Source organism: Pseudomonas sp. 2VD (genome assembly GCF_005503585.1).
Taxonomy (GTDB): domain Bacteria; phylum Pseudomonadota; class Gammaproteobacteria; order Pseudomonadales; family Pseudomonadaceae; genus Pseudomonas; species Pseudomonas aeruginosa.
The window spans coordinates 1-14,794 of the sequence record NZ_SCND01000015.1 but is presented as its reverse complement, the minus strand read 5'-3'; the positions used below and the strand labels follow the sequence as shown (position 1 = coordinate 14,794).

General features: G+C 67.2%; 15 protein-coding genes and 1 pseudogene. 10 read left to right on the top strand and 6 right to left on the bottom strand.

The window, feature by feature from the left end; genetic code table 11:
* Positions 1-153: 153 nt before the first annotated feature.
* Genes fliE through fliJ form a run of 6 tightly spaced genes read left to right on the top strand, consistent with a single transcriptional unit; the run spans position 154 to position 5,934 of the window.
* Positions 154-483, top strand: coding sequence for a flagellar hook-basal body complex protein FliE (fliE, locus tag FFS27_RS03035; RefSeq protein WP_003086454.1), 330 nt, complete (start codon positions 154-156; stop codon positions 481-483).
* Positions 484-505: 22 nt separating this feature from the next.
* A complete protein-coding gene (gene fliF, locus FFS27_RS03030) occupies positions 506-2,302 on the top strand; it encodes a flagellar basal-body MS-ring/collar protein FliF (protein ID WP_003109118.1) in 1,797 nt (598 codons plus the stop codon).
* Positions 2,303-2,307: 5 nt separating this feature from the next.
* Positions 2,308-3,324 (top strand): flagellar motor switch protein FliG, encoded by a 1,017-nt coding sequence (fliG, locus tag FFS27_RS03025; RefSeq protein WP_003082212.1) that lies wholly within the window; start codon positions 2,308-2,310, stop codon positions 3,322-3,324.
* A gap of 1 nt (position 3,325) precedes the next feature.
* A complete protein-coding gene (gene fliH / locus FFS27_RS03020; RefSeq protein ID WP_003082217.1) occupies positions 3,326-4,132 on the top strand; it encodes a flagellar assembly protein FliH in 807 nt (268 codons plus the stop codon).
* Positions 4,122-5,477, top strand: coding sequence for a flagellar protein export ATPase FliI (gene fliI / locus FFS27_RS03015; protein WP_003086458.1), 1,356 nt, complete (start codon positions 4,122-4,124; stop codon positions 5,475-5,477). Before fliH ends, fliI begins: the two co-directional genes overlap by 11 nt.
* A gap of 13 nt (positions 5,478-5,490) precedes the next feature.
* The gene (gene fliJ / locus FFS27_RS03010) at positions 5,491-5,934 is read left to right on the top strand and encodes a flagellar export protein FliJ (RefSeq protein WP_003086459.1); all 444 of its coding nucleotides are present in this window, start codon (positions 5,491-5,493) and stop codon (positions 5,932-5,934) included.
* Between the two features lie 4 nt (positions 5,935-5,938).
* On the opposite strand, the gene FFS27_RS03005 is transcribed toward fliJ, so the two are convergent.
* The 3 genes from FFS27_RS03005 to FFS27_RS02995 form a co-directional block, all read right to left on the bottom strand.
* On the bottom strand, positions 5,939-6,652 hold the full coding sequence (locus tag FFS27_RS03005) for a TorF family putative porin (protein ID WP_003086461.1): 714 nt from the start codon (positions 6,650-6,652) through the stop codon (positions 5,939-5,941).
* Between the two features lie 198 nt (positions 6,653-6,850).
* On the bottom strand, positions 6,851-8,047 hold the full coding sequence (gene roeA, locus FFS27_RS03000) for a diguanylate cyclase RoeA (RefSeq protein WP_003116321.1): 1,197 nt from the start codon (positions 8,045-8,047) through the stop codon (positions 6,851-6,853).
* A gap of 116 nt (positions 8,048-8,163) precedes the next feature.
* Positions 8,164-9,321: a multidrug effflux MFS transporter gene (locus tag FFS27_RS02995; protein WP_003116322.1), complete on the bottom strand. Its 1,158-nt coding sequence runs from the start codon at positions 9,319-9,321 to the stop codon at positions 8,164-8,166.
* 89 nt (positions 9,322-9,410) lie between these two features.
* Between FFS27_RS02995 and FFS27_RS02990 the strand changes: the two genes are divergently transcribed.
* Positions 9,411-10,190, top strand: coding sequence for an AraC family transcriptional regulator (locus FFS27_RS02990; protein WP_023101440.1), 780 nt, complete (start codon positions 9,411-9,413; stop codon positions 10,188-10,190).
* 4 nt (positions 10,191-10,194) lie between these two features.
* Here the strand turns inward: FFS27_RS02990 and FFS27_RS02985 are convergent, their stop codons facing one another.
* Complete coding sequence (locus tag FFS27_RS02985) at positions 10,195-10,905, bottom strand: rRNA pseudouridine synthase (protein WP_003086466.1); 711 nt, start codon at positions 10,903-10,905, stop codon at positions 10,195-10,197.
* Between the two features lie 112 nt (positions 10,906-11,017).
* Here FFS27_RS02985 and hcuA point away from each other — a divergent pair, with 112 nt between their 5' ends.
* Positions 11,018-11,641 (top strand): hydrophobic compound transporter HcuA, encoded by a 624-nt coding sequence (hcuA, locus tag FFS27_RS02980; protein WP_003082239.1) that lies wholly within the window; start codon positions 11,018-11,020, stop codon positions 11,639-11,641.
* Positions 11,642-11,733: 92 nt separating this feature from the next.
* Entirely contained in the window at positions 11,734-12,882 is a 1,149-nt protein-coding gene (gene hcuB / locus FFS27_RS02975) for a hydrophobic compound transporter HcuB (RefSeq protein WP_003116324.1), read from the top strand.
* Positions 12,883-12,885: 3 nt separating this feature from the next.
* Here the strand turns inward: hcuB and FFS27_RS02970 are convergent, their stop codons facing one another.
* Together FFS27_RS02970 and FFS27_RS02965 are read right to left on the bottom strand one after the other, a co-directional pair.
* On the bottom strand, positions 12,886-13,107 hold the full coding sequence (locus FFS27_RS02970) for a VF530 family DNA-binding protein (protein WP_003082243.1): 222 nt from the start codon (positions 13,105-13,107) through the stop codon (positions 12,886-12,888).
* A 100-nt stretch (positions 13,108-13,207) separates the two neighbouring features.
* Complete coding sequence (locus FFS27_RS02965) at positions 13,208-13,399, bottom strand: hypothetical protein (RefSeq protein ID WP_003109112.1); 192 nt, start codon at positions 13,397-13,399, stop codon at positions 13,208-13,210.
* Between the two features lie 470 nt (positions 13,400-13,869).
* On the opposite strand from FFS27_RS02965, the pseudogene hcuC reads away from it, so the two are divergent.
* Positions 13,870-14,794, top strand: a pseudogene (gene hcuC / locus FFS27_RS02955) (hydrophobic compound transporter HcuC); the annotation flags it as partial.

Genomic DNA, 14,794 nt, shown 5'->3' with positions numbered 1-14,794 from the left:
ATAACCGGAGCAGGGACGGACCCTGCAGCGGTCGCGGGCATTGGCGGCGAACGCCGATGCCGGGCCTTGGGGGCGACTTGGCACCCTTGTTGCTAACTCCTCTGCAAAGTGCCGGGCGGCGTCAAAAAAGCCGCGGCTGTTGGAGGAAGAGTCATGAGTCAGGGTGTCGAGTTCAATCGTCTGATGCTGGAAATGCGTTCCATGCAAATGGAAGCCATGGCCAAGGCCAAACCGGTTCAGGCGCCGGCCGAAGTGGGGGCGCCGAGCTTTTCGGAAATGCTCTCCCAGGCCGTGGACAAGGTGAACGAGACCCAGCAGGCCTCCACCGCGATGGCCAACGCCTTCGAGGTCGGCCAGAGCGGCGTCGACCTGACCGACGTGATGATCGCCAGCCAGAAGGCCAGCGTGTCGTTCCAGGCCATGACCCAGGTGCGCAACAAACTGGTCCAGGCCTACCAAGACATCATGCAGATGCCGGTCTGAGCGGCGCGAGGATAACTAGTTCATGGCCGATGCACTGATCGACAGCCAGGTTCCCGCCAAGAGCGGCGGTGCCGGGATGCTGAAGAAATCCTTCCCGGGACTGTCGTTCCTCGACAACCTTTCCGAGATGACCATGCTGCGCCAGATCGGCCTGCTGGTCGGTCTCGCCGCCAGCGTGGCGATCGGCTTCGCCGTCGTGCTCTGGTCCCAGCAGCCGGACTACAAGCCGCTCTATGGCAGCCTCAACGGGGTCGACGCGAACCGTGTGGTGGAAGCGCTGACCGCGGCGGACATTCCCTACAAGGTCGAACCCAACTCCGGTGCGTTGCTGGTCAAGGCCGACGACCTCGGCCGGGCACGCATGAAGGTGGCCTCCGCCGGCGTGGCGCCGACCGACAACAACGTCGGTTTCGAGATCCTCGACAAGGAACAGGCGCTGGGCACCAGCCAGTTCATGGAAGCCACCAACTACCGCCGCGGCCTGGAAGGCGAGCTGGCGCGCACCGTGTCGAGCCTGAACAACGTCAAGGCCGCCCGCGTGCACCTGGCGATCCCGAAGAGTTCGGTGTTCGTCCGCGACGACCGCAAGCCCAGCGCCTCGGTGCTGGTCGAGTTGTATCCGGGTCGCAGCCTGGAGCCGAGCCAGGTGATGGCGATCGTCAACCTGGTCGCCACCAGTGTGCCGGAGCTGGACAAGTCGCAGGTCACCGTGGTCGACCAGAAGGGCAACCTGCTCTCCGACCAGCAGGAGCTCTCCGAGCTGACCATGGCCGGCAAGCAGTTCGACTTCACCCGGCGCATGGAAGGCCTGCTCACCCAGCGCGTGCACAATATCCTGCAACCGGTGCTGGGCAACGGTCGCTACAAGGCCGAGGTGTCCGCCGACGTCGACTTCAGCGCGGTCGAGTCGACCTCGGAGATGTACAACCCGGACCAGCCGGCCCTGCGCAGCGAGCAACGCAACAACGAGGAACGGCAGAATTCGTCCGGCCCGCAGGGCGTGCCGGGGGCGCTGTCGAACCAGCCGCCGGGCCCGGCCAGCGCGCCGCAGCAGGCCACCGCCAGCGCGCCGGCCGACTACGTCGCGCCGGGCCAGCCGCTGAAGGACGCCAACGGCCAGACCATCATCGATCCGAAGACCGGCAAGCCGGAGCTGGCGCCGTACCCGACCGACAAGCGCGACCAGACCACCCGCAACTATGAACTGGACCGCTCGATCAGCTACACCAAGCAGCAGCAGGGGCGCTTGCGCCGACTGTCGGTGGCGGTGGTGCTGGACGACCAGATGAAGGTCGACGCGAAGACCGGCGAGGTCAGCCACCAGCCCTGGAGCGCCGACGAACTGGCGCGCTTCACCCGCCTGGTACAGGATTCGGTGGGCTACGACGCCAGCCGCGGCGACAGCGTCAGCGTGATCAACGCGCCGTTCGCCCCGGCCCAGGCCGAAGAGATCGACAGCATTCCGTTCTACTCGCAGCCGTGGTTCTGGGACATCGTCAAGCAGGTGCTCGGCGTGCTGTTCATCCTGGTCCTGGTGTTCGGCGTGCTGCGTCCGGTGCTGAGCAACATCACCGGCGGCGGCAAGGGCAAGTCGCTGGCCGGCGGCGGCGGTCGCGACGGCGACCTGGCGCTGGGCGAGAGTGGCCTGGAAGGCTCGCTGGCCGACGACCGGGTGAGCATCGGCGGGCCGTCGAGCATCCTCCTGCCGAGCCCCACGGAGGGGTATGATGCGCAATTGAACGCGATCAAGAACCTGGTCGCACAGGACCCGGGCCGCGTCGCCCAGGTCGTGAAAGAGTGGATCAACGCCGATGAGTAAGCGCCATGAGTGAGAATCGTCTCGCCGCCAAACTGACCAAGGTCGACAAGGCCGCCATCCTGCTCCTGTCGCTCGGCGAGACCGACGCGGCGCAGGTGCTGCGGCACATGGGGCCGAAAGAGGTGCAGCGGGTCGGCGTGGCCATGGCGTCGATGCGCAACGTGCACCGCGAACAGGTCGAGCAGGTGATGGGCGAGTTCGTCGAAGTGGTCGGCGACCAGACCAGCCTCGGCGTCGGTGCCGACGGCTACATCCGCAAGATGCTCACCCAGGCCCTCGGCGAGGACAAGGCCAACAACCTGATCGACCGCATCCTCCTCGGCGGCAGCACCAGCGGCCTGGACAGCCTGAAGTGGATGGAGCCGCGTGCCGTGGCCGACGTGATCCGTTACGAACACCCGCAGATCCAGGCCATCGTGGTCGCCTACCTCGATCCCGACCAGGCCGCCGAGGTGCTCAGCCATTTCGACCACAAGGTGCGCCTGGATATCGTCCTGCGCGTCTCCTCGCTGAACACCGTGCAGCCCTCGGCGCTGAAGGAACTCAACCTGATCCTGGAGAAGCAGTTCGCCGGCAATTCCAACGCCACCCGCACTACCATGGGCGGGGTCAAGCGCGCGGCGGACATCATGAACTACCTCGACAGCTCCATCGAAGGCCAACTGATGGATTCGATCCGCGAGGTCGACGAAGACCTGTCCGGACAGATCGAGGACCTGATGTTCGTCTTCGACAACCTCGCCGACGTCGACGACCGCGGCATCCAGGCGCTGCTCCGGGAAGTCTCCTCGGACGTACTGGTGCTGGCGCTCAAAGGCTCCGACGAGGCGATCCGCGAGAAGGTCTTCAAGAACATGTCCAAGCGTGCCGCCGAGCTGCTGCGCGACGACCTGGAGGCCAAGGGGCCGGTACGGGTCAGCGAAGTGGAAGGTGCGCAGAAGGAAATCCTCACCATTGCCCGGCGCATGGCCGAGTCCGGCGATATCGTGCTGGGCGGCAAGGGTGGCGAGGAGATGATCTGAGGTGGTCCCCCACGACAAGGACAAAGACAATCCCAGCGAACTGATCCGCGGCAAGGACGTGGCGGCCTTCGGCCTCTGGTCGTTGCCGAGCTTCGACGAGCCGCGCGACGAGCCGGCCGTTGCCGCGCCGCAGGTGCCCGCGGTCGCCGAACCCGCGCCGGCGCCGCCGGCGGTGGAAGAGGTCGAGCTGGAGACCGTCAAGCCGCCGACGCTGGAGGAAATCGAGGCGATCCGCCAGGACGCCTACAACGAAGGCTTCGCCACCGGCGAGCGCGACGGTTTCCACGCCGGCCAGTTGAAGGCGCGGCAGGAAGCCGAGGAGGCGCTGAAGGAGCGCCTGCAAAGTCTCGAGCGCCTGATGACGCAGCTCCTGGAACCCATCGCCGAGCAGGACGCCCTGATCGAGCAGGGCATGGTCAACCTGGTCAACCACGTTGCCCGCCAGGTGATCCAGCGCGAACTGCACATGGACTCCAGCCATGTCCGCCAGGTCCTGCGCGAGGCTCTCAAGCTGCTGCCGATGGGCGCGGCGAACATCCGTATCCATGTCAACCCGCAGGACTTCGAGCGGGTCAAGGCGCTGCGCGAGCGCCACGAAGAGAGCTGGCGGATTCTCGAGGACGATTCGTTGCTGCCCGGCGGCTGCCGCATCGAGACCGAGCACAGTCGCATCGACGCGACCATCGAGACGCGCCTGGCGCAGGCAGTGAAGCAACTGTTCGAGCAACAGCGCGAACAGGCGACCCATCCGCTGGCCAGCGACATCCGGATCGACCTCGACGCCCCCGGAGACGTCGATGCGCCTTGAGCGAACCAGTTTCGCCAGGCGCCTGGAGGGCTACACCGAGGCTGTCTCGCTGCCGGCGCAGCCGGTGGTCGAGGGCCGCCTGCTGCGCATGGTCGGCCTGACCCTCGAAGCCGAAGGCCTGCAGGCCGCGGTCGGCAGCCGCTGCAACGTGATCAACGAAAGCGGCTACCACCCGGTGCAGGTGGAGGCCGAAGTGATGGGCTTTTCCGGTAGCAAGGTGTACCTGATGCCGGTCGGCAGCCTCGCCGGCATCGCGCCTGGCGCGCGGGTCGTGCCGCTGCCGGACACCGGGCGCCTGCCGATGGGCATGTCGATGCTCGGCCGGGTGCTCGACGGCGCCGGCCGCGCCCTCGACGGCAAGGGCGGGATGCGCGCCGAAGACTGGGTGCCGATGGACGGCCCGACGATCAACCCGCTCAAGCGCCACCCGATCAGCGAACCTCTCGACGTCGGCATCCGCTCGATCAATGGCCTGCTCACGGTCGGCCGCGGCCAGCGCCTCGGCCTGTTCGCCGGTACCGGGGTGGGCAAGTCGGTGCTGCTGGGGATGATGACCCGTTTCACCAGGGCCGACATCATCGTCGTCGGTCTGATCGGCGAGCGGGGTCGCGAGGTGAAGGAGTTCATCGACGAGATCCTCGGCGAGGAAGGCCTCAAGCGCTCCGTGGTGGTCGCCTCGCCGGCCGACGACGCGCCGCTGATGCGCCTGCGCGCCGCGCAATACTGCACGCGGATCGCCGAGTACTTCCGCGACAAGGGCAAGAACGTATTGCTGCTGATGGACTCGCTGACCCGCTACGCCCAGGCCCAGCGCGAGATCGCCCTGGCCATCGGCGAGCCGCCGGCGACCAAGGGGTATCCGCCATCGGTGTTCGCCAAGCTGCCGAAGCTGGTGGAACGCGCCGGCAATGCCGAAGCCGGTGGCGGCTCAATCACCGCGTTCTACACCGTGCTCTCCGAGGGCGACGACCAGCAGGACCCGATCGCCGACGCCGCTCGCGGCGTGCTCGACGGGCACTTCGTATTGTCCCGGCGGCTGGCCGAGGAAGGCCACTATCCGGCCATCGATATCGAAGCTTCGATCAGCCGGGTGATGCCGCAGGTGGTCGAGGCCGAGCACCTGCGCGACGCCCAGCGCTTCAAGCAGCTCTGGTCGCGCTACCAGCAGAGTCGCGACCTGATCAGCGTCGGTGCCTACGTGGCCGGCGGCGATCCCGAGACCGACCTGGCCATCGCACGCTTCCCGGTCATGCGCCAGTTCCTGCGCCAGGGCCTCGACGAAAGCGAAAGCCTGGCGGAAAGCCGTGCGCGGCTGGCGAGCCTGCTCGCCGGCGGGCAGGCCTGAGGCGCCCTGAGGCATGGAGAAGCGCGCGGCGCGGCTGGCGCCGGTGGTGGACATGGCCAGCAAGGCCGAGCGGGATGCCGCGACCCAGCTGGGCAGGTGCCAGCAGCAATTGCTCGCGGCACAGCAGAAGCTGGCGGAGCTGGAGCGCTACCGCAACGACTACCAGCAGCAATGGATCAGCCAAGGCCAGAAGGGCGTCAGCGGCCAGTGGCTGATGAACTACCAGCGCTTCCTCTCGCAACTGGAGACCGCCGTTGTCCAGCAGGCCAACAGCGTGACCTGGCACCGCGAGGCGGTGGATAAGGCGCGGCTCAACTGGCAGGAGAGATACGCCCGCCTGGAAGGGCTGCGCAAGCTGGTCGAGCGCTACCTGGAAGAGGCGCGCCAGGCCGAGGACAAGCGCGAGCAGAAACAGCTCGACGAACTCGCCCAGCGTACCCGCCGCCAGGACGACTGACGACTCAGAAGAACGGACGCGACGCCTTCAGCATGAACGTGGTGTCGCAGTAGCTGTTGTGTCCCGAGTAGGCGCTGCAATCGCTGCCGGTCAGGCTGGTGCCGCTGTAGGACAGGTTCAGGTCGATGCCCAGCCAGGGCCGCGAGAGGTTCACCGACCAGTCGTTGAAGACGCTCACGTAGCCCCCGCCGCTGAGGCTCGCCGGGTTGTCCAGGCGATGGTTGCCGTACTTCAGGGTGACGTCGAAACCGAACGGCGGGTTGACCCCGAGGTCGGCGAACAGGGTGGTGTCGTTGCGCCCCGGGTCGCTGCTCAGGGCCGCGCCGAGCCGGCTGCCGAAGATCGACAGGCCGCCGTAGAGTTCGGCTGCGTCGTTGGCCGGCTGCTCCGGGCGGCTGTAGCGGATCAGGCCCATTTCGTAGCCCAGGCGGTTGTTCAGCGGGCGCTTGAAGCCGGCGTAGGAGTCGATCTCGGTGGGCTTGCCGGGGTCGAGGTTGGAGGTCCAGTTGCCGATGTACCAGCCACTTTCGTGGCTTAGGTCGAGGCCGCCGTGGAAACTGCCGGAGCTGCCCGGGGTGACCAGGCCCTGGGCCATGCTGCGGGTCGGACTGGTGGCCAGCTTGAGTTCGAAATCGCCCAGGTCGCGGGCCATCACCTGGGCCAGGGCCGAGGAGCTGGCGAGCAGGGCACAGGTGAGCACGAGCAGGTGCTTGAGCATGGTTCTCCCCTGGTAATGCGGACAACGGCGCTGCGCCGGTCTTCCCGCACGACGCCAACGGCAAGGCCGCGGCATGGGGCCGGGCGAGGTTGGGCAGGTCGGAAGGGCAGGAAGAGCGGCGAGCTAGAGCGCCACGGATCATCTTAACCAAGGTTCGGGCGGCTGACCGACCGCTCGTCAGGGCCGGCCGATCAATTGTTACCGCAGGCTTTCCGCGAGGCTGGCCAGGCGAATCACTTCCACCCGGTTGCGACCGCTGCTCTTGGCCCGGTAGAGAGCCTGGTCGGCGGCGCTGTAGAGCTGCTCGTAGCTGGCCTGGCCGCCTCCGTCGAGGCTGGCCACGCCGAAGCTGGCGGTCAGGCAGAGCACGCCGTCCTGCGTCGCCAGCGGGGTACCTTCGAGGCGTTCGCGGAGTTTTTCCGCAAGGCTGCGAGCCTGCTGCTCGGCGGTGTCGGGCAGGAGCAGGAGGAATTCTTCCCCGCCCAGGCGCGCCACGCTGTCGCTGCTACGGGTATTGCCGCGCAGCAGGTTGGCGGTATGGCGAATGACCTCGTCGCCGAAGGGGTGCCCATAGCGGTCGTTGATGTACTTGAAGTGATCCAGGTCGACCATCAGCAGGCTCAGCGGCTGCGGTTGGCGAGCGATGCGTGCGAGTTCCATGAGCACCAGCTGGTCGAATTCGCGACGATTGAACAGGCCGGTCAGCGGGTCGTGACCGGCCAGGTACTCCAACTGGCGATTCTTCTCCTCCAGCTCCTGCCGCTGCAACTCCAGCTTGCGTTGCTGGCGCAGGTTGCGCACGTGCCCGTGCCAGAGGATCAGCGACAGCAGCAGGCCGAGGCCGAACGCGGTGAGGCCGTTGGCCTGGTTCGACAGGCGCAGTTGCGGGTCGGCCTGGGCGTAGCCCATCGCCAGTTGGAAGACCAGCATGGCCAGGCCGTAGAAAGGCACGGCGTAGGCCGGGCGGATCAGGATGAACATGGCGCAGGCGAAACAGGCCAGCAGCAGCGGCGTGATGTTGCTGGTGATGCGCTGGTCGATGCAGGCGATGGCGACGCCGAAGCCTATGATCCCTGCGCCGCCCAGCAGGATCAGCAGGCGCATGCGCCACAGCTTGGGTGGCTGGCGGCGCAGCCATAGCGCGAGCAGGCCGATGCCGCCGAAGAGCAGGGCCATGGCGCCATGGGCGTACATGATTTCCTGGCGCCAGAGCTGATGGCCGAGGTCCGGGCGGAAGTCCTTCAGGGAAAACACCAGGATGTGGATCAGGTTGAAGGGGACGGTCAGCAGCGCGAGGTGGGTCAGACGCGAGAGATTCTCCAGGGCGATGGGAAGGGCCAGGGACGAATTCACCTCGATGGCGTGCTGGATCGATTCGAGCGTCGTTCTGGCCACGTTCTGCGGGTCCGCGTGGGCGCTGTGCCATCACAGCATAGCAGCGTCGCGACGGCCGCCCTATCCGGCTTTCCGGGCCGGTCGTCCGGTTTGCACGGGCGTACCTGGCGCCGCTTTCATTCCGGCAGCCGCCTGGCCAGCAGCAGTGCGACCAGGCCCAGCAGGCTCCAGTACGCCGCCAGCGGCCAGGGACGGTCGAACGGTAGCAGGGTGGACGCGCCCAGTCCGAGGCCGATCAGCAGGTAGTAGGCGAGCCCGAACAGGGCTCCGGCGCGTCCCCGGCAATCGTCGTAGGCGTGCAGCGCCGGACCCAGCAGGTTGGGAATCGCCACGCCGAAGCCGACGAAGATCGGCAGGGCCGGCAGGGCCCAGGACAGGCCTTCGGCGTATCCGCCGGCGGCCAAGAGCGTCTGCGCTGTCGCGCCGACGGCCGCCAGCGCCAGGCCCAGGCGTACCCGGCGAGCGCTGTTCCAGGTGCGCGGCAGGCGTCGGTTGAGCAAGGCGCCGAGGCTCCCGGCAATGGCGATGGCCAGGCCGATCCAGCCGAAGCCCAGGCCGGGCAGGTCGCCGACCATGAACGGCCCGGCGGCGTAGAAGGAGAACACCAGCACATTGAGCACCGCCACCAGCAGTGCGCGCGTTTGTAGCGGGCGGTCGGCCAGGACCCGTCGGAAGATCGCCAGGGTCGCGGGCTCGGGCGTGCCCGCCAGCAGCGGACGGGTTTCCGGCCAGGCCGGGACGACCAGCGCCGCCAGCGAGGCGAGCAGCACCGCCAGGGTGGCGAACACCGCCGGGTGCCCGCCGAGGTCGGCCAGCCACTGGCCGCCGAGGGGGCCGACTGCCGGCGACCAGGCCAGCACCGCGCCGAGCGTGACGAAATAGCTCATCAACGCCGGGCCTTGCAGCACATCGCGCAGGCTGGCCTGCACCGTCACCGAGCAGGTCGCCAGGCCGAGGCCCTGGACCAGGCGACAGGCAAGCAGGTAGGAATAATCGGTACTGGCCCAGGCACCGAAGGTCGCCAGGGCCGCCAGGCCGAGCCCGCCGAGCAGAGCCGGGCGCCGGCCGAGGCGGTCGGCCAGCCAGCCCCAGAGCCAGATGCCGGGGGCGAAACCGACGAAGAACAGCGCCATGGTCCACTGGCTGGTAGCGTCGTCCAGTCGCCAGTGGCTGGCCAGGGCCGGCAGCGCGGGGGAAAGGATGGTTTCGGCGACTTGCGGCAGGGCTAGCAGGGCGAGCACCAGCAGCAGGGGAGGGCGAGGACGGTCAGGCATGATGGCTCCGGAAAAAAGAGCCAAGCCTAGGTCGCTTGCGCCTGGCAGAATGCTGCGGTCAGGACGGAAAACATCGCGAAGAGGACAAGGTGCCGCGCTATCCCTACGAACGGGTCGAGGATCCCGATCTCGCCCGCTGCCCGGTGGTCGGCCTCGAGGTCGACAGCACCGGCCACCGCAGCGACTGGCATTGCCACCGGCGCGCGCAGTTGCTGTACATGGCGGCCGGTAGCGTCACGCTGTATTTCGCCGAGCGCATTTGCCAATTGACGCCGCTCCAGGCCGCCTGGCTGCCGGCCGGCGTGCCGCATCGCACGGTCCTTCACGGGCGCTTCGCCTACCGTAGCCTGTACTTCGAACCCTCGGCGTTCGCCGAGCTGCCGGACAGCGTCCAGGTCCTCGAGGTCGGGCCGCTAATGCGCGAACTGATCCTGCGCATGACCGGCTGGGCAGCCGACTTGCAATTGGAAGGGCCGCACCTGACGCTGTTGCGCGCACTGTTCGATGAACTGGCGACCGCCCCGGCACACGCCGCGAGCCTGCCGATGCCGCGCGATGCGCGGGCGCTGAAGGTGGCCGAGGCGCTGCTGGCGCAACCCGCGCTGGGCTGGAGCATCGAGGCATGGGGACGCGAGGTCGGCGCCAGCGGGCGGACCCTGGCGCGTCTGTTCACCGAGCAGACCGGCCTGGGTTTCTCTCGCTGGCGAACCCAGGCTCGCTTGTTCGAAGCGCGGAGACGCCTGGCCGAAGGCCGCTCGGTGACCGAGGTCGCCCACGCCCTGGGCTACGCCAGCGACAGTGCGTTCATCGCCATGTACCGGCGGGTCTGCGGGCAGTCGCCGGGGCGCGCCCTGCGTGGCCTCGAATGAGCGCTCAGAAGCGTTCGTGGAGGCCGAGGTAGCGCCATTCGCCGAGCGGTAGCCTGGCCAGCGACAGCGCGCCGATGCGCAGGCGGCGGATGCTCCGCACTTCCAGCCCCTCGCTTTCGCACATGAAGCGCAACTGGCCGGGCAGCACGTCTTTGAGGGCGAAGCGCAGGTGGCTTTCGTTCTGCCAACTGACCTTGCACGGCGATAGCCTGCGGCCCTGGTAGGCGAGGCCGTGGCGCAGGCGCTCGAGGCCGCCGGCGGCCAGGTCGCCGGCGACCTCGACCAGGTATTCCTGCTCCAGCCGTGCACCGTCGTCCACCAGCTTGCGCAGTACGCCGTGCTGCTGGCTGAACACCACCAGCCCGGAAGCCTCGCTGTCCAGCGCAAGGGTGGGACGCTGGCGGGCGAAGTGTTTTTTCAGCGCTCGCAAGGGACTGGGGTCATCGCTCCAGCGTCGCCCCGCGGCGAGCAGACCTTCGAAATCGTCGTGGCGCCAGCCGGCCGGCTTGTGCAACAGCAGGGTGGCCGGTTCGATCGTTTCCGCGCGGGCGCCCGGCAGCAGCTCCACGCGCTGGTCGAGCACCTTGAACTGTGGCTCCTCGATCACTTCGCCGTCGACGCTGACCCAGCCGCCCTCGATGTACAGCTCGGCTTCGCGGCGCGAGCAGGCGGTGAGTTCGGCGAGGCGTTTGGACAGGCGGATCGGGTCGGTCATGGCGAGGCTACTGGAATGAAAGACCGCCAGTTTACTCGTTGTGGCGATGGGCGCCGAGGAATGATTCGGCGCCCGCTCGGTCCCAACTTAAGGAACCGGAGAGGAGACCCTCATGCAGTCACGCCTGATCGATGGCCTGGAATGGGACCTGGACGAGGATGGCAGCGGCGGCCTGTGCAACGTCCATGGCGACAAGGTCCATCTGCGCCAGGGCGACATGGACGGCGCCTGCGGGCCCTACTGCCTGGTCATGGCGATGCTGGTCCGCGGCCAACTGCGCCGGCGCCAGGCCAAGGGCCTGGAGCGGGTCGACAGTCGCAGTCGCTACGGGCGCCTGATGAAGGCGCTGGACCAGCACGGCCCGCTGCTGCGCGTCGGCACCACCGGCGTCGACCTGCTGGAGCTGCTGGCCGAGATCAACGATACCGAGCATTTCGCCCTCAAGGGCGAGGGGCGCAGGTTGGTCCGGCACACCCGCGAATACCTGGAGGCCGGCTTTCCGGTAGTGCTCGGTTTCCACGGCCGCAAGGGCAGCGATATCCGCCATTGGGGCCTGGCCATCGGCATGAGCGAGCGCGCCTTCCTGCTCCTCGACCCGGCCCACGACCTGCCGCGCGGGCAGGCCTGGAACGCGGTGATCACCAGCGAGGCGCACGGTTCCCGGTTCGGCTATCGCTATATCAATGCCAAGGGCACCTGGGCGGTGACTCTCAAGGAAATGGTCGCCTTGCTTTGAGGGGCGGGTTTGTTACAGCCCGTGTGCGGACCGCCAGGCGCGGCGGATCTGCGACTAGAGTGGTGTTTTTCGCTTGGGGAAGGAGAGAACGCATGCCGGGCCTGTCTTTGAATGCCATCCTGCTGAGCGCCGTCGCGCTGCTCGCCCCGTCGGCCGAGGCGGTGGACGCCGGTCGCCACGACAGCGAGCTGGGCGCCGTCGAGGTCACCCCGGTGGTTGGCGGTCTGGCCTATCCCTGGGCCGTCGCCTTCCTGCCGGACAACCAGGGCATGTTGGTCACCGAGCGGCCCGGCAGCTTGCGTTTCGTCAGTCCCGAGGGCCAGTTGTCGGCGCCGCTGGAAGGCGTACCCAGGGTCTTCGCCAGCGGCCAGGGGGGCCTGCTCGACGTCGCCTTGTCGCCGGGGTTCGCCGAGGACCGGCTGGTCTACCTGACCTATGCCGAGGCCGGCGAGGACGGCCGCGCCGGAACGGCGGCGGGACGCGGCCAGTTATCGGCGGACAAGCGACGGCTGGAGGGCTTCCACGTGATCTTCCGGCAGTTGCCGAAGCTTTCCAGCGGCCATCACTTCGGCTCGCGCCTGGTCTTCGACGGCAAGGGCCACCTGTTCATCGCCCTCGGCGAGAACAACCAGCGCAGCACCTCGCAGGACCTGGACAAGTTGCAGGGCAAGATCGTCCGCCTGTATCCGGACGGCGGCGTTCCCAAGGACAATCCCTTCGTCGGCCGTACAGACGCGCGGCCGGAGATCTGGAGCTATGGCCACCGCAACCAGCAGGGCGCCGCGCTGAATCCCTGGACCGGCCAGCTCTGGACCCACGAGCACGGCCCGCGCGGCGGCGACGAGATCAACATACCCCAGGCCGGCGGGAACTACGGCTGGCCGCTGGCGACCCATGGAATCAACTACACCCTGCTGCCGATCCCCGAAGCCAGGGGCAAGGCCGTCGACGGTACCGAGGCGCCGCACCATGTCTGGGAGAAGTCGCCGGCGATCAGCGGCATGGCGTTCTACGATGCGCAGCGCTTCCCGGCCTGGCAGCACAACCTGTTCATCGGCGCGCTGGCGACGCAGGAACTGATCCGCCTGCAACTGGATGGCGACCGGGTCGTCCACGAAGAGCGCCTGCTGGGCGATCTCGGGGTGCGCATCCGCGACGTGCGGCAGGGCCCGGACGGCTATCTCTACCTGCTCACCGACCAGAAGGACGGGCAATTGCTGCGCCTGGGGTTGGCGCGCTAGCCTTCAGCCTTGGTTGCGTTTGAGCTGGACGTAGAGCGCCTCGACCTTTTCCCGGGCCCAGGGCGTCTTGCGCAGGAAGGCGAGGCTGGACTTGATGCTCGGGTCGTTCCTGAAACAACGAATGTCGACCCGTTTGCCAAGCTCCGCCCAGCCGTGGTGGGCGACCAGTTCGGTGAGCAGTTTTTCCAGGGTGACGCCGTGCAGTGGATCGGGATGGCCAGGCATGAAGGGCTCGGGATTCAGGCAATGAAAAAGGGGATGGAGCGTGGCACATCTGCGTGCCGGCCTGCCATCCCCTTCGTAGTCCCCGGCGAGGGGCGGGCGATCAGCGCTTCTTGCTGATGGTGATCTGCCGCGACGGGCCGTAGACCTGGCCGCTGACGCCCTTGGCGATCTTCTGGATCTCGCCGCCGGCCTGGAGGAAGGCGGCGACCTGCGCTTCGATGGATTCGCGGGTTTCGACCGCGGGAGCCGGCTTGGCGGCTTTCGGCGCGACGGTTTTCTTCATGATGGCCATATCCGGGGACCTGTCTCTGCATTAAATATGGCCGTTCATTATAACCGAAGCGGCGTTTTATTTCATCTTGAATATTGTCGATCAGATTTCGGACGTAACCTGCTGTTTTCTATAAAGTCCGTTAGGCAATACCCGAGCGAGGCGCTGCGGCATTGGCGAGCCGGCGGCGAACTGCTCGAGGTCTCCGCGGCTGGATGTCCCGCCGACCCCGGGCGACGCAGGATACCGCCAGGTGGATAACTCCTTCGCGCATCCCGGCATGAATTCCAATGTTTGCACTAATTGAGCGAGAAAGTTCTCCGGGGCTCTAACTCGCCTATATCGAGAATAATGAAAAGTTCACGATTAGTTATCGGCTAAGTTGCCCGGATATATACGTCGATATCATCGCGCTGCCGGCCGGGGCATGCATCGCCTCGCTGCGTTCCCGGTGCTAACCTGCGGAACCCCAGCCGCCGAGCGAGCGCCGCATGCCAGCCATTCTCTCCTCCCGCCAACGTATCGCCCTGCGCCTGGCCTGGCGCTTCATGGCGCCTTACCGCTGGCGCATGCTCGGGGCCCTGGTGGCGTTGCTGTTCACCGCGGCGATCACCCTGTCCCTGGGCCAGGGCATCCGCCTGCTGGTGGACCAGGGGTTCCTCACCGCCTCGCCCGAATTGCTCAATCGCTACATCCTGCTGTTCTTCGTGCTGGTGCTCGGCCTGGCCGTGGGCACCTTCGTGCGCTTCTACCTGGTGTCCTGGATCGGCGAGCGCTTCGTCGCCGATATCCGCAAGCGCGTGTTCGACCACCTGATCGAGTTGCATCCCGGTTTCTACGAAACCAACCGTAGCTCCGAGATCCAGTCGCGCCTGACCGCCGACACTACGCTGCTGCAGACGGTGATCGGTTCCTCGCTGTCGATGGCCCTGCGCAATGCCCTGATGCTGGTCGGCGGGGTGCTGCTGATGTTCGTCACCAACGCCAAGCTGACCAGCATCGTGGTGCTGGCGTTGCCGCTGGTGATCGCCCCGATCCTGCTGTTCGGCCGCCGCGTGCGCAGCCTGTCGCGGGAAAGCCAGGACCGGGTGGCCGACGTCGGCAGCTACGTCGGTGAGACCCTCGGTCAGATCAAGACCGTGCAGGCCTACAACCACCAGGCGCAGGATCGCCAGCGCTTCGCCGGCACCGTCGAGCGCGCCTTCGACACCGCGCGCAAGCGCATCGCCCAGCGTGCCTGGCTGATCACCGTGGTGATCGTGCTGGTGCTCGGCGCAGTCGGCATCATGCTCTGGGTCGGCGGCCGCGACGTGATCGCCGGCAGCATCTCGGCCGGCGAACTGGCCGCGTTCGTCTTCTACAGCCTGATCGTCGGCATGGCCTTCGGCACCCTCAGCGAGGTGATCGGCGAATTGC

What these genes read in the sequence shown, in the direction of transcription:
- fliE (WP_003086454.1), top strand. Translation starts at nt 154, where the DNA reads ATGAGTCAGGGTGTCGAGTTCAATCGTCTGATGCTGGAAATGCGTTCC.
- fliF (WP_003109118.1), top strand. Translation starts at nt 506, where the DNA reads ATGGCCGATGCACTGATCGACAGCCAGGTTCCCGCCAAGAGCGGCGGT.
- fliG (WP_003082212.1), top strand. Translation starts at nt 2,308, where the DNA reads ATGAGTGAGAATCGTCTCGCCGCCAAACTGACCAAGGTCGACAAGGCC.
- fliI (WP_003086458.1), top strand. Translation starts at nt 4,122, where the DNA reads ATGCGCCTTGAGCGAACCAGTTTCGCCAGGCGCCTGGAGGGCTACACC.
- fliJ (WP_003086459.1), top strand. Translation starts at nt 5,491, where the DNA reads ATGGAGAAGCGCGCGGCGCGGCTGGCGCCGGTGGTGGACATGGCCAGC.
- FFS27_RS03005 (WP_003086461.1), bottom strand. Translation starts at nt 6,652, where the DNA reads ATGCTCAAGCACCTGCTCGTGCTCACCTGTGCCCTGCTCGCCAGCTCC.
- FFS27_RS02995 (WP_003116322.1), bottom strand. Translation starts at nt 9,321, where the DNA reads ATGCCTGACCGTCCTCGCCCTCCCCTGCTGCTGGTGCTCGCCCTGCTA.
- FFS27_RS02985 (WP_003086466.1), bottom strand. Translation starts at nt 10,905, where the DNA reads ATGACCGACCCGATCCGCCTGTCCAAACGCCTCGCCGAACTCACCGCC.
- hcuA (WP_003082239.1), top strand. Translation starts at nt 11,018, where the DNA reads ATGCAGTCACGCCTGATCGATGGCCTGGAATGGGACCTGGACGAGGAT.
- hcuB (WP_003116324.1), top strand. Translation starts at nt 11,734, where the DNA reads ATGCCGGGCCTGTCTTTGAATGCCATCCTGCTGAGCGCCGTCGCGCTG.
- FFS27_RS02970 (WP_003082243.1), bottom strand. Translation starts at nt 13,107, where the DNA reads ATGCCTGGCCATCCCGATCCACTGCACGGCGTCACCCTGGAAAAACTG.
- FFS27_RS02965 (WP_003109112.1), bottom strand. Translation starts at nt 13,399, where the DNA reads ATGGCCATCATGAAGAAAACCGTCGCGCCGAAAGCCGCCAAGCCGGCT.